This window comes from Vibrio sp. 10N.261.54.E10 (genome assembly GCF_002877735.2).
GTDB classification, from domain to species: Bacteria; Pseudomonadota; Gammaproteobacteria; order Enterobacterales; family Vibrionaceae; genus Vibrio; species Vibrio crassostreae_C.
The window spans coordinates 1,226,000-1,245,614 of the sequence record NZ_MCXE02000002.1 but is presented as its reverse complement, the minus strand read 5'-3'; the positions used below and the strand labels follow the sequence as shown (position 1 = coordinate 1,245,614).

Annotated in this window: 18 protein-coding genes; 8 read left to right on the top strand and 10 right to left on the bottom strand. The window is 43.4% G+C overall.

Translation table 11 applies throughout. The annotated features are described in order from the left end of the window. Window positions 1-93 precede the first annotated feature (93 nt). Window positions 94-402 carry a DUF1289 domain-containing protein gene (locus BCU07_RS16760; RefSeq protein ID WP_080582242.1) on the top strand — a complete coding sequence of 103 codons (309 nt, stop codon included), beginning with the start codon at window positions 94-96 and terminating at the stop codon, window positions 400-402. A gap of 134 nt (window positions 403-536) precedes the next feature. Here BCU07_RS16760 and BCU07_RS16755 read toward each other — a convergent pair whose 3' ends face one another. Continuing rightward, window positions 537-887: a HopJ type III effector protein gene (locus BCU07_RS16755; RefSeq protein WP_102428781.1), complete on the bottom strand. Its 351-nt coding sequence runs from the start codon at window positions 885-887 to the stop codon at window positions 537-539. A gap of 194 nt (window positions 888-1,081) precedes the next feature. On the opposite strand from BCU07_RS16755, the gene BCU07_RS16750 reads away from it, so the two are divergent. Continuing rightward, window positions 1,082-1,741: a PilZ domain-containing protein gene (locus tag BCU07_RS16750; protein WP_017066093.1), complete on the top strand. Its 660-nt coding sequence runs from the start codon at window positions 1,082-1,084 to the stop codon at window positions 1,739-1,741. 59 nt (window positions 1,742-1,800) lie between these two features. Here the strand turns inward: BCU07_RS16750 and luxQ are convergent, their stop codons facing one another. The 5 genes from luxQ to BCU07_RS16725 form a co-directional block, all read right to left on the bottom strand. Beyond that, window positions 1,801-4,374 (bottom strand): quorum-sensing autoinducer 2 sensor kinase/phosphatase LuxQ, encoded by a 2,574-nt coding sequence (luxQ, locus tag BCU07_RS16745; RefSeq protein WP_102428780.1) that lies wholly within the window; start codon window positions 4,372-4,374, stop codon window positions 1,801-1,803. After that, entirely contained in the window at window positions 4,374-5,468 is a 1,095-nt protein-coding gene (locus BCU07_RS16740; RefSeq protein WP_029235787.1) for an autoinducer 2-binding periplasmic protein LuxP, read from the bottom strand. Before BCU07_RS16740 ends, luxQ begins: the two co-directional genes overlap by 1 nt. Window positions 5,469-5,776: 308 nt before the next feature. Continuing rightward, window positions 5,777-6,091, bottom strand: coding sequence for a GIY-YIG nuclease family protein (locus BCU07_RS16735; RefSeq protein WP_017061768.1), 315 nt, complete (start codon window positions 6,089-6,091; stop codon window positions 5,777-5,779). After that, window positions 6,092-6,748 carry a YceH family protein gene (locus tag BCU07_RS16730; protein WP_017061769.1) on the bottom strand — a complete coding sequence of 219 codons (657 nt, stop codon included), beginning with the start codon at window positions 6,746-6,748 and terminating at the stop codon, window positions 6,092-6,094. 56 nt (window positions 6,749-6,804) lie between these two features. Then, window positions 6,805-7,005, bottom strand: coding sequence for a hypothetical protein (locus BCU07_RS16725; RefSeq protein WP_017068647.1), 201 nt, complete (start codon window positions 7,003-7,005; stop codon window positions 6,805-6,807). Between the two features lie 195 nt (window positions 7,006-7,200). Between BCU07_RS16725 and BCU07_RS16720 the strand changes: the two genes are divergently transcribed. From BCU07_RS16720 to BCU07_RS16710, 3 genes are all read left to right on the top strand, one after another. After that, on the top strand, window positions 7,201-7,515 hold the full coding sequence (locus BCU07_RS16720; RefSeq protein WP_004742367.1) for a DUF496 family protein: 315 nt from the start codon (window positions 7,201-7,203) through the stop codon (window positions 7,513-7,515). A 197-nt stretch (window positions 7,516-7,712) separates the two neighbouring features. Next, window positions 7,713-8,339: a D-Ala-D-Ala carboxypeptidase family metallohydrolase gene (locus BCU07_RS16715; protein ID WP_017066096.1), complete on the top strand. Its 627-nt coding sequence runs from the start codon at window positions 7,713-7,715 to the stop codon at window positions 8,337-8,339. A 166-nt stretch (window positions 8,340-8,505) separates the two neighbouring features. Continuing rightward, entirely contained in the window at window positions 8,506-8,742 is a 237-nt protein-coding gene (locus tag BCU07_RS16710; protein ID WP_017061772.1) for a hypothetical protein, read from the top strand. 31 nt (window positions 8,743-8,773) lie between these two features. Here BCU07_RS16710 and BCU07_RS16705 read toward each other — a convergent pair whose 3' ends face one another. Continuing rightward, window positions 8,774-11,338 carry an ATP-binding protein gene (locus BCU07_RS16705; protein WP_102332009.1) on the bottom strand — a complete coding sequence of 855 codons (2,565 nt, stop codon included), beginning with the start codon at window positions 11,336-11,338 and terminating at the stop codon, window positions 8,774-8,776. A gap of 966 nt (window positions 11,339-12,304) precedes the next feature. On the opposite strand from BCU07_RS16705, the gene BCU07_RS16700 reads away from it, so the two are divergent. Next, the gene (locus BCU07_RS16700; protein WP_017068649.1) at window positions 12,305-13,741 is read left to right on the top strand and encodes a glyceraldehyde-3-phosphate dehydrogenase; all 1,437 of its coding nucleotides are present in this window, start codon (window positions 12,305-12,307) and stop codon (window positions 13,739-13,741) included. A gap of 239 nt (window positions 13,742-13,980) precedes the next feature. Here BCU07_RS16700 and BCU07_RS16695 read toward each other — a convergent pair whose 3' ends face one another. Beyond that, a complete protein-coding gene (locus tag BCU07_RS16695; RefSeq protein ID WP_102332008.1) occupies window positions 13,981-15,042 on the bottom strand; it encodes a hybrid-cluster NAD(P)-dependent oxidoreductase in 1,062 nt (353 codons plus the stop codon). A 101-nt stretch (window positions 15,043-15,143) separates the two neighbouring features. Beyond that, the gene (gene hcp / locus BCU07_RS16690) at window positions 15,144-16,805 is read right to left on the bottom strand and encodes a hydroxylamine reductase (protein WP_102428779.1); all 1,662 of its coding nucleotides are present in this window, start codon (window positions 16,803-16,805) and stop codon (window positions 15,144-15,146) included. 273 nt (window positions 16,806-17,078) lie between these two features. Between hcp and BCU07_RS16685 the strand changes: the two genes are divergently transcribed. Together BCU07_RS16685 and BCU07_RS16680 are read left to right on the top strand one after the other, a co-directional pair. After that, window positions 17,079-17,309, top strand: a complete 231-nt coding sequence (locus tag BCU07_RS16685) for a hypothetical protein (RefSeq protein ID WP_017061777.1) — start codon at window positions 17,079-17,081, stop codon at window positions 17,307-17,309. Window positions 17,310-17,362: 53 nt separating this feature from the next. Beyond that, window positions 17,363-18,526 (top strand): alpha/beta hydrolase, encoded by a 1,164-nt coding sequence (locus BCU07_RS16680; protein ID WP_017061778.1) that lies wholly within the window; start codon window positions 17,363-17,365, stop codon window positions 18,524-18,526. A 393-nt stretch (window positions 18,527-18,919) separates the two neighbouring features. Here the strand turns inward: BCU07_RS16680 and BCU07_RS16675 are convergent, their stop codons facing one another. Continuing rightward, complete coding sequence (locus tag BCU07_RS16675; RefSeq protein WP_017061779.1) at window positions 18,920-19,534, bottom strand: LysE family translocator; 615 nt, start codon at window positions 19,532-19,534, stop codon at window positions 18,920-18,922. Between the last annotated feature and the right edge of the window lie 81 nt (window positions 19,535-19,615).

Genomic DNA, 19,615 nt, shown 5'->3' with positions numbered 1-19,615 from the left:
CTAAATTTAACTGAGTAATTTCTTAGCTTAACGGCTCTTCAAGAAGAAACAAATATGCTACATTTCAGCCCAAATGAATCACAGGTTAGAGAAATGAAAACACCTTGCCGAGCGGCTTGTAAAAATAATGGCGGAATGTGTAGTGGCTGCTTTCGAACAATGGATGAAATTATAGGTTGGAAAGGCTTATCTGAAGAAGAGCAAACGTCGGTTATGGATAATCTTAGTGGCGCGAGTTCGACTCACCAATGTCCACAGTGTAATGAGCCAGCTCAATGCGATATCAGTGCGGGCAAAGAGACGTGTTGGTGTTTTGAGTTAGAAAAACGAGATACTAGCGATATTCCAAAGGCTGGAGTTTGTATGTGTCGTAAGTGCTTGTCTGCCCTGCCCGTTCAGTAGTTTAGAGCCCATTTAGTAAGTTACTGGATAGCAAGTTACTAGCCAGTTCAACATAGACAAAAAAAGCGAGAGGTTGTTTTCTCGCTTCAAAATACTGAGATTAAATTTCGACCTAATCGTTACCTGGTTAGTGTCTACTTCACTTTTGCAACCAGCGCAGGCTGAGAAAACTGGATACCATTCCAGCCATGAACCATAAAGTTACGAATATTTTGATGGTCGCTGTGCTCAGGAAAACCTAGCACGTCGTTACGATAAAATTGACCAAAACAAGCAAGTGTTTGCTCTGCTGATAGGCCTTGCTCTAAACCAAAAGCAAAAATCTTACACGAACCATTATTCTGCCCTGCAGCGTTCACTACCTCACCATTGCGAAATTCGCGCTCAGAAAAATCATAGTGAGCTTCGATCACTTGCATTGTATCTTCAAATTGCACGGCCTCTGGGGTTTCAGCCAGAGTATTCAATAAGGTTTCCAGTTCCATTTACTATTTCTCCATCAAGTATATATCTGTCAGCAGTGTATCTTGTTTTACGACAAGAGTAAGCCGTTGTTTACTTGAGATAGCGATTCACTTTTTTGTTGTACGCTGCTAATGACTTCAATGAAACTAATGACATAGTTTTATCAGGGCGTTATATTATTTTATCAAACGATTAACATTGTTCAGTAACGAATATGCATAAAGATAAAAACTTAGAACTGTTCAGATACCTAAAGCCAGGTACAAAAACAGCAGGTGTATTGGAATTTGGCCCAGACGACTCAATCCAGATCAGTACACTTTATATCGGACACAAAGAAGATCAGTACCTCATCCTAGAGCTTACGCAAAAAGCGACAGAAGCACTGACGCTGAGAAAGCTCACAAACGTTGATATTATTGTTCGTGCGATTACCGACACCGAACTTGGGCACATTGTCGCGTTCAAAACCAATGTACTGGCTCATATCACCTCTCCAGCACATCTAATCTTCCTTCGCCCACCCTCAAACTTTGCAACCAAGCCTATTCGTGAACACGAAAGGTATAAAGTACGTCTCAGCTGTGAAGTCACTTTTGATACCTTGTCGCTGGATGCCACACTAGTCGACTTTTCAGCGTCAGGGTGCGGTATCTATCTTACCCAGCAATCAGATATTGATGTCGGCTGGAAGATAAAAGTTAATTCTGACTTAAATGAGTACTTAGATGACGATCTTGTCTACAAGGTGGTAAGTAAGAAAAGGCAAAGACAAGGCTGGCTGCTAGGTATCCAATTCCCTGAACACCTAGATATGAGTGATGAGTTGAAAACGCTGCTATTGGAACAAGCCTTTGTCGCTGGCTCGATATAAAGGCAGAAAATTAGTTACTTCTCTTCAACAGACTCCATTAAAGAGCACTAAGTTAAAGCCTAGTGCTCTGTGTCATTCCAGTATGAGTTTTTGAAATGAACAAACGCTTGGTGGAGCGACTCTTCTTTAATCGGCTTTACAATCACGTAATTCGCCCCTGCGGCCATAAAGCTGTCTCTAGTTGACTCTTGAGCATCAGCGGTACACGCATAAATAGGGGCTGACACACCAATCTCACCTCTTAGCTGCTGAGTGGTTTCAACACCACCGAGATTAGGGAGTTGGTTATCCATCAAGATCAAGTCATAGGTAATCGTCTTAGCCATCTCAATCGCTTCTAAGCCATCTTTTACCCAGGTGACGACCATGCCATATTTCTTACAGAAAGCCTGAGCAATAAAGGCGTTGGTGTGATTGTCTTCCACCAGCAACACATTCAAAGGTCGACTAAACAACGCCTCTGGCTCAACCTCAGCTTGTTGCTTAGCATCGACTAATAGCGGCTTGGCGTGTACGACTACAGGAATTTCTATCGTGAACTCTGAGCCTTGACCTATCACGCTGCGGACTTGAATGTCCCCTTCCAGCATATCGACCAGATTTTTTACAATTGTAAGTCCTAAACCAGTGCCACCATATTCACGAGTGGTGGTCTCTTCGGCTTGAACAAAGGGTTCAAAAACAGCATCAATTTTGCTTTCATCAATACCAATGCCAGAATCTTTCACTCGAACGATCAAGCTGGCGTGATCGGAGTTAAAGATACTCTCGAGCTCAAAGCTGACGGAGATACCGCCTTGATGAGTGAATTTAAAAGCATTACTCAACAGATTAAACATGATCTGATTGAGGCGTACTTGGTCGGTATTGATTTCAATGTCATCAACCAAGTGATTCACAATGGTAAATTCGACGGATTTATCTTCACACAGCGGTCGATAGATGCTGTCTAAGGTATTAACTAACTCCCCTAAACGGAAGTCTTTCTTTTGAATATTAAACTGCCCTTGCTCAATCTTTGAGAAGTCCAAGATATCGTTAAGTACCGCCAGTAAATGTTCCGCACTATTACACAGTACATCCACCTGCTCGCGATTATCTTCATTGTGCATAGAGCGCTTGAGCAGCTGAGACACACCGAGAATACCGTTGAGCGGCGTGCGAATCTCATGACTCATCTTAGCTAAGAAGTCTGCTCGCACATTCGCAAGATGCTCAGCTTCTTCTCTTGCTCGATCAGCCTGTCTTTCCGCCTCGATTAGCTTAGTAATATCTTGCCCTTGTACCACCACTCCTGTGATGCCGTGTTCCACGCGAATAGCAGACATGTTCCAACGAAACACCTTTTCACCAATGGGTACGTTAATACCCGTCAGTTTAGAACCCTGAACCACCATTTGAATATTAGGCAGCATTCGCTGCTCAAACTCTTGGGCAATTGGACCATAATTGTCATCAGCATCGAACAACGCCATGCGAGCGGCGGGGTTCATCTGAATCAAATCGCCTTTTTCAGACCAAACTAAGATAGGCGAATGAGCAAAGTTAAAGAGATCTTGGAATTTTTGATTCTGTTCAGATAAGCGCTCAAAGGTGTCTTCAAGAGTACAACCAATATGATGAAATTCGAAAATGTTAGAGCCATCGAACTTGTTGTACTCTTCGCTAGCACTTGCCGAACGAGTAAAGTCCATTAGCTTATCAAGCTCGGCTGAGACTCTCTTTTGAATCCAAGTTCGAGCAAAAAAAGACATCAATATGATCACCACAATCACCACGATGATCGCACGCTGATAATTCTCTTCTAACGCAATGAAATTATTATTTTTTTGAACAGCTCGAATGATTAAAGGAGTTTCAACAGCATTAATCTTAATGGTTGCGATGGTAACGAAATGACGCGGCAACTGTTCGTACATTTGGTAATTGAGGATGTCAGTAATGGTGTAGCTTTCATCACCACTGAATGTCGATGTCACCGGTGTACCGTGCGCTTCAATCACGATATTTTCGCTATTACTGCCCTGTTGGATTGACTCAGCCAAAGAGAAGTTGTTGTCAAGCACAATGGCGATATAGAGTTGACCAAGGACTTCCCCAGTAGCGTTATCAACAATAGGGGTACGGCGAGCCAACAAGTGACGCTTACCTATATCTGTCCTCAGTTTAATAAAATGCCAATTACTGCTGAACGAAACCTCATCAGAAATATGCTTTAAGTTGGACTCATCCAAACCATAAAATTGACTGTTGCCGTCTTCCCAAGCCAAACCATCGTGGGTTGAGACAAAGCGTAAATCTGGTGCATGATCCGGTTCACGTTGGTCAACACCAAAGAAAAAGTAGCTCAGAGTCTCGTCATTACCCGTATCAATGTACTCTCTGAGAGTTTCACTGTGTGAGCTACTGTCTTGATGGATTTGCAGCACCGACAAACGATAATCAAACATGTTTTGGATCAGGCTTGAGGTTTGCTGTACCGTTCGATTCGTCTCTTGCTGTACGATATTACTGCTGGTTTCATAATTATGAATAAGCACGCCAAGTGCCATCACGCCTATCACCAAAATAACGATACGCGTAATGAGTCTAGCTAAAGTGTTTCTAGGTGTACTGGCGTAACTTTTCTTCATTAGTGACCTGAGTACCTAAATGCTCGCTGTTTAAGTTCTGAAATACGTTCTGGGGAATCTTCCTTGGTGACAATTTCAAATTCACCAGAGTAAACGGTAGGCACTTCCAAACCAGCTAGATCCCACTTGATCGCCTCTGCCATTGCAATGCCTGTATCGTCGTTCATACGCATGACAGTAACATCTAGGTCGCCCCTTGCAATGGCTTCAAGTTCAGCAGAGCCGCCTCCCCAACCATTCACTAAGATGTCTTGGCCCGATTCACGAATCGCTTCCATTGCACCGAGAGCGACATCCGTTGAACATGCATAGATAAAGTCTAGATCCTTATCGTTCTCTATGCTGATTTTAGCCGCTTGGTAGCCACTGTCTTTGTTTGATTTTGTGTAAAACGAAGACTTAAGGGTAAAGTTGGTAACCGTATTCACTTCATGGATAAAAGTATCTCCACGCGCATCACTGATATAGCCTTGTGAGTAATACAAAACAGAATACTTACTGTCTGGCGGACTTACTTGTTTAAAATAGTCCGCCAGTTTTAAGCTGCCTGTCGCATGGTCAAAACCCACATACATAAATGGCTGTCTATCTGCCCAAGCTCGCACTGGCGTCGTGATATTTTGAAGAATCAGTTTGGTGTCTGTAGAGGTCAACACGTGCTCGATAAACTTGCGGTGGCGCGTGGTATCTAGCGTGAAAATCAAATAATCCGTCTTGTTTTCAATCGCTTCTTGCAACGAAATACTCTGCTGCGCGAGATCGGCATTAATACGGGTAAATACTTGATTTATTTGGTAGCGGATCTTCAGCCTATCGAGACGCTTCTCAAAAGCTTGAATATTACGAACCCAGTAATCCGAGATCTGTTGGCCCGGATACACCACGGAAATCGTAATTGGTTCGTCTTGGATTCTTCTCAGTGGCACAGGGTGATTTTGTACAGCCTCGACCATTTTATCGGTCAATGCTCTTTGTTCTGGAAAAGTGGAAAGATAATCTTGGTATTCCCAGTACCTATTGAGGACATGAGTACCATGGGAAAGAGCGGACGCAGAAAATACGGCAAGTCCAAACAACATCAGTAAACGTTTCATATTTTTCTCGTTTTATATGAGCTACTTTGGCTCATTTTTTAACCTAGCATGACACCATCTCTTTGTATGGCTAATGGATATTATGTAGGACAACGATGATAAATGATAGCGTCTAACACTAATTAGAACGACATTCTAAATGAGCAATATGTTAATTTGGAATGGAGATTAAGAACAACGAGTTAAATTATGATTTCAGCCCATTCACGGTAAGAGTAATTACCATTTAAATTCATAAGCTTAGCTAGAGCCGATATAGCTCCTTACACTATTAAGATTTAATCAATAACAAACATTTTAGCTATGAATTATGAGACTTCGATATATTGAATTTTGTCTTTTTGCCACTCAATAATCAGTTTGAGTGATACCAGTTTTTCTTTGCGGGATTTGGGCAACTGCTTGATCGCGTATTCGGTTTTCAACGCCTCACTTTTTGAGCCAACACCAAAGCTCCAAACCAGCTTAAGTGGGCCTTTACCTTTTAAAGCTTTGGCGCCTTTACCGGTTTGATGTTGTTCAAATCGACGTTCTAGATTGTTCGTCACGCCACAATAAAGGGCATTGTGACGATTGCGGATCAAGTACACGACCCAATCCGCATTTTTATCAGCATCTGACATTTAAAGCAGTGATTCAACCAGAGCCTTAAGCTCTGCCACTTCTGCTCGTAGGCTTGCAACTTCAGACTCAAGCTCTTCAAACTTTTCACTCGTTGCAGAGGGGGCAGCCGCGCTTACTGATGCCATCGCAAACGCTTCAACGTCCACTTCACCGCTCAACAAATGCTGGTAGCGTGATTCACGTTTACCCGCTTCGCGTGGCAGCTTCACAACCAAGGCTCCTGCTTCTCTTGCAGCGAGTTTGTCTAATGTTGCTTCTACTTCTTTCACATCACTAAAGTTTGCAAGGCGACCCGTTCGAGTACGAAGTTCACCGGGTGTTTGCGCACCGCGCAGTAACATACAGCAGATGATTGCACGCTCTTGCTCTGTAAATTGCAGATCGCCGAACTCAGTGTTGCAGAAACGATGCTGATACTTATTAACACGGCTATTGAAGCTGCTCTCATCACTCACCATGCGACGTCCGATTAAACCATCAACTGCATCTAAAACATCTGACTCAGAAAGAGAGAGAACAGGTTCACGGTTACTCTTTTGATTGCATGCCGTGGTTAAACTGTTCAGTGTCAGTGGGTAATGATCGGGAGTAGTGACTTCTTTCTCGATCAAACAACCGATAATTCTCGCTTCAATTGGGGAAAGTACTGTGTTCATCGTTTTTCCTTTTTATTATTTTGATAATTCCATCTCAACACCTAACAATGCAGTAACTAGTGTTCAGACAAAATTGGTACTCGTTTCTTTCTGCCCTGTTCATCAATCATTATGATCTTAGAACGGTTTAGCTCTATTTCCACGACTTCCAAATAAGTACGCTCTTGTACATACGCATCACGAAGCTTGTTTTGTTCTGCTGAAGATTCAGTGACATTGTCGTCCAATTCTTCGTTTTCCAATTGTTGTTGATTCATTTCACATTTCGTATCAATGCAGTATCTACATGGGATACTAACTTGAACGGTAAGATAAAAACAATCACACATCAGCGAGAGTGATGAATAATTAAACAACCTTACTTTTGCTTTGATCTAAAGACTGTTACATCATCAATTGATGTGCTTTAATCAGAAGCAGACAACGTATTTGACGAATAGGAAAAGGAATCTATGAGCAGCGTATTTGAAATTGTTAACCAAGCACGACGTAAGAACAAACTTAAGCGTGAACTTTTAGACAACGAAAAGAAAGTTCGTGACAACCGTAAGCGTGTCGACCTTCTTGATAACCTACTTGATTACATCAAGCCAGAGATGACCCACGACGAGATCCTAGGCATTATCAAAAATATGAAAGCTGACTACGAAGACCGTGTTGATGACCACATCATCAAGAGCGCTGAGATTTCTAAAGCTCGCCGTGACATCAGCCGTCGCATTCGTGAACTGACAGAAGAAGACAAGCAAATCCAAGGTAAGAAGTAATCTAACCTCGCTAATTTACTTGTAACAATGTTAGTAACCCACTCTTAGTAGTGGGTTTTTTTTACCTAAACTCCAGCGTCTATACTTAAGCATCTAAACCTAACCGTCTAGGCCTAAGCGTACCTAAGCAAAATGAATGAAACTCAACAGCAGTATCAAACTAAATAACGAGTGTACACTAGCGATGGAGAGACTTTATGTACGGAAGTATTCTGATTACCTTGGCGTTATCAACGACACAACCTTACCCTGAAAAATTTGAGAAACTTTATACCGAAGAAACCGAAATCACTTATGACGATCTCGTGGTCGATGTTCATGGCTACAAGGTTCCGACCCGATCAGCATTTCGAGGTTGGATGCTCCTCAATCACGCTCAAGACCAAGTGAGAGCAATCGGACAACAACTCAAGGACAATGGCGTTACTCAGAGCATGCCTCTGCATCTCGTTCTATTGCAAGGGACGGATTGGGCAATGAGTAATACAACCTTGTTTACCCTCCCAAATAAGAAACATGTGCCAAACATGATCAATACCCTGAAGTACATACAACAATATATTGAGCCTGAAATCGGTGTTGTTATACCAGTATCTGGAGAGCGAACCGATATCTACAATCAACAAGCTGGTGGTGCACTGCGAAGTAAGCACTTAGAGTTTTGTGCCTTAGACCTAGTGCCTGCAAATGACATTACTCGCGAAGATCTACACGTGAAACTTAAAAAGATTCATTCGGAATTCGGGCAAAAAAATAATGTTGGGCTTGGTTTATATTCAGGTGTTCGATTCCACATCGATACTTGTGGGTTTAGACAATGGTAAAGAAACACGATCAAGTCATAAAGACCTGCAATTCGCACGTGTCACTTAGACTCTAAAAACAAGCGAAATTACATAAGATTATGATTTTAAATGTAAATTAAAACTGGAACGCTAATTAATATTAATAACAAGTATCATAATTATTAATAGCAATTAGGAATTCAATATGAAGACGATGACTCAACGCTTTCAAACTCTGCTTTCTGTTTCAAACTTCAGTCTAGCTATCACAACCTTGCTTATGCTTCTCAGTATTATTGTTGCTTATCCAATGGCCGATCACTTCTCACTGCCAATTCAAATCGTCGCCCACATCAGCACCATCTTAGTCGCAGCCTTGCTGAACATCAGCTATGTCGGTCGTTGCCTTGCACAATACAACCTTGGATTGGAAGTTCGTTAAGTAGCGCCGCGCTAGCCTTGATACGGGAGCCCTAGACAATATCAAGGCTACTGAAAAGATCGTACAGCTGGTGAGATTTATAGGGTTTAGGTAAGTAGGCGTTCATACCGGCTTCAAAACAATCTTTGATGTCTTCTTCTAGAACACTGGCGGTTAAAGCTATGATGGGTAATGGTGTGACTTGTTGATCGGCTTCCCACTGACGTATCGCACGAGTCGCCGTTATGCCATCCATAACAGGCATCATGCAGTCCATTAAGACTGCATCAAACTGAGCACCCTGGGTGATGACATCCACCGCTTCTTGGCCATTACTGGCAATCAAATATTCATAACCCGCTTGCTCAAGGAAGAAGCTCGCTATTTTTTGATTCATCAGATTGTCTTCAACGATCAAAATGCGTCGATTCAGAGAGCGAACTTCTTCATCTTTTGCTTCCACTTGAGGCGTTTGCTCTTCGCCCACATCGAGAGATTGTAAGCTGGTTAAGAAACGTCGGCCCAAGAATGGCAAGGTATGAGTCGAGTGGACCGTTTCTCTGATTAGGTTGGTTTTAAATAGGTGATGCTGACAAACGATGACGCGAGCAAGAGGATATATCACCTTCAACGTCGCAAGATCTTTTTCCATAGAGTGGTGCAAGGTATGACAATAAAGTATGAAGTCACTTTCTTTTACACTTTCACTAAGAGCAGCAATGGATGACACCACATTGGCTCGAACATTCAAACGCTCACACTCTTTAACGAGCTGATCGAGGTAATTGAAAGAGTTCGAGATGATGGTCGCTCGGCTCAGGTTATCGAAAGTTTGAACAGGCGCTTCTACAACATCGACATACAAACAAAAAGTGAATGTAGAGCCCTCTCCTTTCACTGAACGCGCGGTAATGTAACCACCCATCAAATCAACAAGCTGTCGACAAATCGCAAGCCCTAACCCCGTACCGCCAAATTGACGGGTAATGCTGCCATCTTCTTGAGTGAAAGGTTCAAATATGGACTCTAACTTCTCGGGCTCAATCCCAATCCCGGTATCAGACACGCTGCATTCAAGCTTGCCCCTGCCCATAGACATAGGTGTATAAGCAATGTCAGTTGTAATTGTGCCCTTAGACGTAAATTTGATGGCATTAGAAAGCAGATTGGTCAGCACCTGTCTCACGCGGTACTCATCGAAAAACAGTTGTGACGGCGTTTGATAATCGATATTGATGTCGAGCTCAATATCCTTACTTATCGCTTTCGACTGAATCACACTCACAGAGTCATAAACCGCTTCTCGCAAATCAGCATTGTGTGGTGACAACATCAAGTTACCCGACTCGATTTTAGACAGGTCGAGTATGTCATTCAGCAGCACCAGTAAAGAGTGAGAGGACGATTCGATATCCCCCAGTACTTCTTGTTGATTTGGGCTCAGTTGGCTTTGAGATAAGATCTCAGCCATGCCAATGATCCCGTTAAGTGGCGTGCGTATTTCATGTGACATATTTGCTAAGAATGCGCTTTTGGCTTTGTTAGCCGAAATCGCGTCTTCTTTTGCTGTTATCAACTCTTTGTTGTGCAGATAGTTGCGTTCCATCACTCGATTTAGGGTTTCAGTGAACTCGGCAAGCTCATCGTTCCCTTGGATACGAATCACCTTTGGCTGGCCGTAGCTATCAGCGCATTCCGACACACCTTTCAAGATAATCGACAGGTTTCTGTTTAAGCGCAGAGATGTCGCAACCCCAAGCCACATCAAAACACCAGAAGCGATGAGTATAAGCAACGTCATGACCAAGGTTTGCCTTTTCTGCAACGCGATATTCTTGGTCAGTTCAAACTGTATTTGATTGGTGTAAGCGCCAATCGCGTTTGAAATAGCCCGTTTTTTAACCTCTAAGCTTTTCAAGTGTTGATATATTTCGGGTGATGAAAAGTCCCCTTTGAGGATTCGAGATGTAAATTTGTCTTGGAATTCATCTTTGGCGACAGCGTTTAGCAACTGTCTAATGTTTGGAGAACGCGTATCCGAACGGAAAAATGTATCTAATAGCTGTTGCTGCCTCTCTAGAGCAGCGACATAGCTAAGCAAGTATTGGTTTTTAAACTCTGGGGAGCGATTCAAACTGAAGCTTAACCACGCTTCTCTCTGAGTCCAAAACACATAATGCGTAAGATTGATAAACATCGCTTCAGCTTGACCGATATTTTCATCGACTAAAGCCATGCGATATTCGGACAGCTCCATCAGCACGTCTTTTAACAAGTCGAAAGCGCGCTCTGTCAATTTTCTGCTGTCTGTCGTTTCAGGTGTACTAGCTAGGATCATCAACAACTTTTTCAATTCAGCTAACTGAGGGTCAATACTCCAATTGCTGTCGAACCGTTGAAGTCGCATTCCATACTGAGTCAGTCTATCCAGTTCTGATTGCAGTGTTAAAAGCAACTGACCTTTCTCAGGGGAATCATTAGACAGCACCAACCATCGATAAGCATCACTTGAAACCGTATTAAAAAATTGAAGCGCTTCGACCTTAATACGCGTTGTTTCAAGGTGATTCATCTTCTCATCGTTCTTAAGCACTTCATTCACTGTAAACCCGAACATAATGAGTACAGAAACCGTGGAAAGAAAAATAAGACGCCATCTAATTGACATATTTATCATTTTTATAACGACTCCCTTCCCGAAAGTAATTTACCTAGCCCAAATTAAGAATAGGACATTAACAGGGGGTTATTGATCAAATTGGATATGAACAAATGATACTCTGAGCCCAGAACGAAAAATTAGAATCAACAGGCATCCAAAACAGGGCTTTAAAGCGGAGGAGTCTGCTTTACTAAGTGAGATTGAGACAAGCCGATTTTAGACAAGTGAACGTTACGTGAGAGAGGTCTACTCGAGGAGGTTTCTACAAATGAGATGTAAGCAAGCGAGGTTTTAGTGAGCAAAATGTAAACAAAAGACGTTTTCTCCAGTTATTATCACCGGCATAACAAGTACACATCCACATTCTGCGGCTCAACTAGACTGTGAATAATGACTCTGCGTGCTAACAAAGTGGATAGTTAGGTTAAAATTGTGACATCCAATCGTTTGCGTGATGCACTTTTCACACTCAAGCTAGGCTTATTCAAAGGTCAAACATCAATACTCGTTAATTCCCTTATTTATCGTTTACTGTTTACGTGTAACTTGAGTTAGCGATCACACCTTTAATGTTCAATATGACCTGTATTACATATTATCCTTTGAATTGAGTATTTTTTGACGAAAAATAAGTGCTACAGATTATTAAAGTCAATAGTCTTTATCGACGTTCAAATCTTGATTTATGGCTAATATAAAGCCAATTTGCAGATATTTTGTCTGCATTTATTTTTCCTAGCAGAATAACCCGTCGTACCTTACAATCCTGCCACATAAAAATTACAAGTTACACACAAGGTATATCAGCACATTTAAGTGGCAATAAAGACCACAGACTGATGCCTCAAATCCCCTATGCTGATTGGCTTCCCTACAACCGCCATGAATGCAGAAACTTAACGTGAAAGGTCCCGAGTAAAGATGAGTCCCGAAAAGCACCTCCTAGATTGGCAAACTAGTCAAACCATTGCTGAATCCATCGCTCCAACTTTAGGTCAGTTATACCGTCAAAAAGGCGTAGAAGTTATCCTCTTTGGTAAGACCTTAGTTAACGCGACAACTATCGACATCATCAAAGCTCACCGCATCGCAAAACGTTACACTGGTTCTCCTCTTACAGCAGAACAGACTCAACCTATTATTCAACACCTTCTCTCTATGGACTTATCTCCATGTCGTATTGATGTTGGTCGCCTTGCGCATTCATTCTGGCAAGATCGCGAAGACACACATGGGTTGGATGATTTCCTACAAACTGCACTTATCGAATCGCTTGAAGGCGATGCAATGACAGAACCTCGTGACGTTGTATTGTACGGTTTTGGTCGTATTGGCCGACTGCTAACTCGTCTGTTGATCGAGAAAAGTGGCCCGGGGTACCCACTGCGTTTACGTGCAATCGTTGTACGCGGCGGCAAAGATGGCGACCTAGAAAAACGTGCAAGCCTGCTTCGTCGTGACTCTGTACACGGCCAATTCAACGGCAGCATTGTTGTAGACCAAGAACGCAAAGCGATCATCGTTAACGGTAACTTCATCCAAGTTATCTACGCAAACAAACCAGAAGAAGTGGATTACACGGCTTACGGTGTTGAAAATGCACTTGTGGTTGATAACACAGGCGTATGGCGTGACGCGGAAGGCCTGAGCCAACACGTTGCGTGTAACGGTGCGAAGAAAGTGCTACTGACTGCACCTGGTAAAGGCGACATCAAGAACGTGGTATTTGGTGTGAATGAAAATGTTATTCAGCCAGAAGACACCATCATCTCTGCAGCAAGCTGTACTACTAACGCAATCACGCCAGTATTGAAAGCGGTTCACGACAAGTTTGGCGTGCTGTCTGGTCACATCGAAACGGTGCACTCATTTACCAATGATCAAAACCTAATCGATAACTTCCACTCGGGTGATCGTCGTGGTCGTGCTGCATCATTGAACATGGTACTGACATCGACTGGCGCTGCTAAAGCAGTATCAAAAGCGATGCCGGAAATGGAAGGTAAGCTAACAGGTAATGCGATTCGCGTTCCTACGCCAAACGTTTCAATGGCAGTTGCGAACCTAAACCTTGAGAAAGGCACAAACAAAGAAGAGTTGAACGAGTACCTGCGTGAAATGGCGCTGTCTTCTGCTTTGTCTGCACAAATTGATTACACAGACTCGACTGAGATTGTATCTACCGACTTGGTTGGCTCTCGTCACCCAGGTGTGGTTGACGGTGTGGCGACTATCGCACAAGACAACCGTGCCGTGCTGTACATTTGGTACGATAACGAGTTTGGCTACAGCTGCCAAGTTGTTCACTGTATGGAACAGATGATGGGTGTACGCTACAAGACATACCCAGAAGTTTAATTAACTTCGCTCTTGTAGATACGTCCATCGCAACAAGCTCCACAACATAATAACTATATCTGCGAAGTCTGTATGGACTTCGCAACCCCTTTTGTTTTACTCCCCCGTATAAACAAGAGGGTTGCCACTTAGATCTGCTCTCTCTAACTGATCTAGGTGGCCTTTTTACATCTAGCGCCCTAACTTTTATCGCTATAATAAGATCTTGTCTTCATCACTCTTGCACAGCTTTACGTCTGTTATAACTCAACCTCAACATCTGACTGAATCGAGCTTGAACATGCAAGCACGTAGCCCTGTTCAATCTGCTCTGGCGTCAATGTTTCTTGGCTGCTTGATTCCACAGATCCTTTGGTCACTTTGCATTTACACGAACCACAAATCCCACTACGACAAGCGATAATAATTGGAACGCCTGCTTTTTCTAATGAATCCGCCAATGGTGTGCCAGTTTCCGCTTCAACTTCAGCGCCGAACGCAGGCACAAATACCTTAACAGCACTATTCGTATCGTCAGCAATTTCGGCGTTTGACGCTTCTGATTGAGCATCCTGAGTAGCAGGAGTAAAGCTTTCTTGATAGAAGTTATCCATGTTGAACTCAAGCTCTTTCAGATAACTCTCAATATCTTGCATGAAGCCGACAGGCCCACACAGGTAAACCGTTCTATCTAAGATATCTGGGCTCAGTTTCACCAACCAGTTTTTATCTAAACGACCTTGAGGGGCGGTTGTTCCTTCGTTGTCTTTTAACAGCAGTTTTAAGTTGAAATTCGCATGTGATTCATCGAGCTGATGAAGTTCTTGAAAGTAGATAGTCTCAAGCTTGTTGCGTGCCATGTGGACGAAATCAATCTCAATGTCACTGTCACTGTCTTGAGACAGCCAATATTTTACCATCGCCATTACGGGTGTAATGCCACAGCCCGCACTCACTAGCGTTACTTTCTTTGTTGCCGTTGGCATGCAATCAATACAGTTAAACGCGCCTGCCGGCTTCAACACAGAAACCTCGTCACCTTCATCAAGCTCATCAACAATAAAGTTCGAAACCAAGCCACCTTCCACACGCTTGACCGTCAACTTCAGGCGGTTATCTTCGGGGCAAGAAGCCACGGAATAAGCACGGTAATCCGTTTTCGTCGGCATATCTAAACCCAAGGTGATGAACTGACCGGGCTTAAAATTGAAATGTAAATCTTGTGGAACACTGCCAAGCTCAAAGCTGACCGTATCTGGCGTCTCGTGCCATTTCTTTAAACACACTAAATTGATTGAATCGCTATCCGACCATGCATACATAGTTCACACACCTCACTGATACTAAAGAATTAAATCTAAAAAGCCCCGCCGCTGCACGTTCCTAGAGAACAGCAACAACGGGGCTTGGGAGTGGGCTTAGATTAAGCCGCTAAGATTGTTTTAAGATCTTGCTCTGGCGTTGAGATAGAACGCATATCGAACTCGTCTTGAATAATCTTTAGTAGGTTTTCAGTTAGGAATGCAGGCGCTGTTGGGCTTGTGTAGATACCTTTCACACCCAGTGCGAACAGAGTAAGCAGGATAACGATCGCTTTTTGCTCGAACCAAGAAAGAACAAGTGTTAGTGGTAGTTCGTTGATGCCACAATCAAACTCTTGAGACAGCGCAAGAGCAAGCTGAATCGCTGAGTATGCATCGTTACATTGGCCAACATCGAGCAGACGTGGAATACCGTTAATGTCGCCGAATTGGTTTTTGTTGAAACGGAATTTACCACATGCCAATGTCAGGATTACTGAATCTTCTGGCGCTTGAGCTGTGAAATCTGTGTAGTAGCTACGTTCAGATTTGTCGCCGTCACAACCACCCACTAGGAAGAAGTGTTTGATGTTGCCTTCTTTCACTTGTTCAACAACCGCAGGCGCTGCTTCCATCAAGGCGTTACGACCAAAACCGACAGTGATCATTTGCTCGATCTCGTCATGCTTAAAGCCTTCTTGCGCAAGAGCACAATCGATCACTGCACTGAAATCGTCACCTTCAAGGTGAGCAACACCCGGCCAGCCTACGATGCTACGCGTAAATAGGCGGTCAGCGTACGAGCCCACATCTGGGTTAAGCAGACAGTTAGATGTCATTACGATCGCACCTGGGAAGTTCGCAAATTCTTTTTGCTGGTTCTGCCAAGCGCTGCCGTAGTTACCCGCAAGGTGTGGGTACTTGTTTAGTTCAGGGTAGCCGTGTGCAGGTAGCATCTCACCGTTGGTGTAAACGTTAATGCCCTTGCCTTCCGTTTGTTGAAGGATCTTTTCTAGATCATGCAGGTCGTGACCAGAAACAAGGATACAGTGACCTCGCTTCGTCTTCACATTCACGGTTGTTGGTTGAGGGTGACCGAAGGTATCTGTCTCGCCTTTATCCAACATTTCCATGACCTTGTAGTTCATTAAGCCGATCTGCATAGACGTATCTAACAGTTGTTTTAGGTCTGATGGATCTGTACCTAGGAACGCCATGATTTCATGGTATTCAGCGAAAATAGCATTATCAGTTTGACCAAGAACACGTGCGTGCTCCATGTAAGCTGCTGCACCTTTTAGACCGTATAGGCAAAGAAGGCGAAGACCAATCACATCTTCGTGTTGAGAGTCGTGACCACGGTTTACCGCCGCTTGAGGGGCAAGCGCCAATAGCTCTGAAGAGTCCGTTGGAAGGTCGAATTGAGCAGCAGCAGAAAGCGCTGGGATCTCAAAACCAATCAATGTCGCTGCCGCGCGAACCTGTTGCTCTAAACGCTGCTTGAATTCATGGGACTGTTGTGCGAATTCGATGATACGAGCAGGGTCGAAGTTAACGTTGGTTAGTGTTGCGAAAAACGCTTTTGGCGCCCACTCGTCGATTTCAGTATCAATAACATCACACGCACGGCCCAAATTGGCCCAAAAAGAAACACCTTGAAGAGAATGCACCAACACGTCTTGAAGGTCGGATACTTCCGAAGTTTTACCACACATACCTTGTGCGAAAGAACAGCCTTTTACGGTTGGGGTTTGAATTGTTTGTTCACATTGAATACAGAACATATAAGGGCTCCAGTAATTTTTATTAACTGTAAGTACTTTGCTTACAGTGACTTATTCCAACCCCTATAGAGCATCAAGCGTGCCAACTTTTAACATATTGATTTTATTAAACTTAGTTTTATTCCATGTTTTTAGTGCGTGATTATGACTACATATAAACTCCCTAACAGCACACATCCGTGTCATAGTGACTCTCAGAGATTTATTAACGGCGTTCATGTTTCGTTCAGAATAGAAGCGATAAAGTAACAACATAGAAAAAGAGGAATGAATATGAAAAATATATTAGTTACGATTGTTGCATTGTTTACTGGCCTTTTGGCGTTATTCACAAGCTTGATCCTTGCTATTCCTTTAGCTATTGCAGCTTTAATTACTGGCAAGCGCATTCAGAATCAAATGAAGAAACAAGGTTTCGCAGCTCATATGAACACTCGTCAGTCATCAACCAATGATGCCGGTGTTATTGAAGGTGAATACGAAGACCTTTCAAGCAAAAAGTAACCTAAACTTTAGTTTCAGACATAGTGAAAGCACAACAGAGACAAGATTACATAATGCAAAGAAAGCCCCTCCTAGCACTGCTGGCCTTAACGACTTTAAGTCTCGTTGGTTGTTCCAACGAGACACCGATACCCGCTTACGAAACATCTCCAGACTTGCCTAGCTATCAGCAAGACAGCTTTGATGCCTACGTCAATGACACACAAGATTGGTTATTGAAAAACCGCGTGTTCATGACGGAAGACAAGCAACTCGAGATCCAACTCAATTCACCAACCGAGTATCAACCAACCTCGCCAAACGGCAAGGCGGTATTATTGGTTCATGGATTAGGCGACTCACCTTACTCATTTAAAGACATCGCTACCCATTTGGCAGAGCAAGGTTACTTAGTGAGAACCGTATTACTTCCGGGTCACGGCAGTCGCGTGGGTGATTTAATGCAGCCGAGCCTAGAAGATTGGCAAGGTGTGGTGGCTCATCATACGAAGTTACTTGAGCAAGAGTATGATTCTGTTTGGCTAGGCGGCTATTCAACCGGCGCGAACCTCGTGACTTCACAGGCGATGAACGATCCAAAGATCTCTGGGTTACTGCTGTTCTCACCTGCGTTTCAACCGAGCTCGTCTGCCGTTCAATACGCGGGACTAGCAAGCTACTTTGTCACTTGGGCGGATCAAGATCCTGAAGACAATGTGTTGCGTTACAACTCGTTGCCAATGAATGGTGCATCGGTTTACTACGAGACATCAGAAGTCGTACGTGGTGACTTACAAGATAAACACTTCGATAAACCAGTTTTTATTATGATGAGTGAAGGCGACAGCGTGATTGACACCAACTACGTTCAGCAAGCCTTTACTGAATCTATGCCGAATCCAAACAATGTGTTGGTTTGGCAAGGAGAGACGACTCTCGAGGATCCTCGCGCTGTTCAGTACAGCATGAAGATCCCAGAGCAACGCATCTCGAACGGCTCTCACATGGGCTTACTGTTCTCACCAAACAACCCTTATTACGGAATCAATGGTAGCGAGAAGATTTGCTCCAATGGTCAGGCAGAAGGGTTTGAAGAACAATGCAATGCAACCAGTGAGGTTTGGTACTCAGCTTGGGGCTATCGTGAAGAAGGGAAGAACCATGCGCGTTTGACCTACAACCCCTACTTCTCAGACTCGATGGCGAAGCTAGATGCCGTACTGAACTCTGAAGGCTAATAAGCTCAAGTCTTCCAAAAGCTAATCCAGAGAAATCAAAAAGGCTCACTAGATAACGTCTAGTGAGCCTTTTTTAATGAGTGTCGTTTCTGGTGAACGTCTAGGGTCTGTTGACCTTTAGAGCTGATTTTTGCAGCACTTTGTGGGAAATTTCTACAAGGCAGAGGCTTTGAAGTGTAGCTAGCCTACATGAGAAGCCGATAACGCAGTAGAAATGAACCACAAAGGCTGCCCGAAGGGTTCGGCTAGAATCGTTTTATGCTTTGTTAAGAAGTATTAACTTAGAATGACTAGGCTACATACTCCTTGCCGCGCCTAAAACGATTCTATCTCGAACAAAATTTAACCACTAAAAGTTAACAGACCCTAGTTACTTATTCTTATCGTTTACTGCTATATCGTCCACACCACGCGAACAGCAAGCAGGATCAGCACCACGCCAGATAGTCGATCAATCAACTGAGCTTTCGAGCGAATACGTTCAACAATCAACGGGCTAGACAGTACCAAGGTGATAAAGGTGTACCAAAGGCCGTCGACAATCAGCGGCGTTGAGACAATAATCACTTGATTGGTCAGTTCATTACCTAGCGCTACAAATTGGCTAAACAGAGCGATGAAGAACAATGCGATCTTTGGGCTCAAGATAGAGATCAAGAAAGCCTCACGAGCAGACTGCATGTAACTCATCTTTTCACCCGCTTCTAATTTCGCGGCAACACCACCTTTCGAACGTAACGCATTAACACCAAGATAAAGCAGATAAGCAGCCCCCGCTAAGCTAATACCTTTAAATAACATTGGGGATTGCTCAAGCACAACGGCTAAACCAACAATGGTTGCGAACGCATAAATACCGATACCAGCAGCGTGTGACCAAGCTGCGATAAGCCCGTTCATACGGCCACCAGCCAAACTGTGTTTAGCGATCATCGCCAAGCTTGGGCCCGGAGACATTGCACCCAACAAGCAAATCGCTAATAAAGAAAACCAAATTGTTACTGTCATCATTCCATTCCTAATAAAATAAAGCGTTCCAGCTGAACGCTCTACGCTTAATACTCAATACTTGGCACTTACCATAATTCG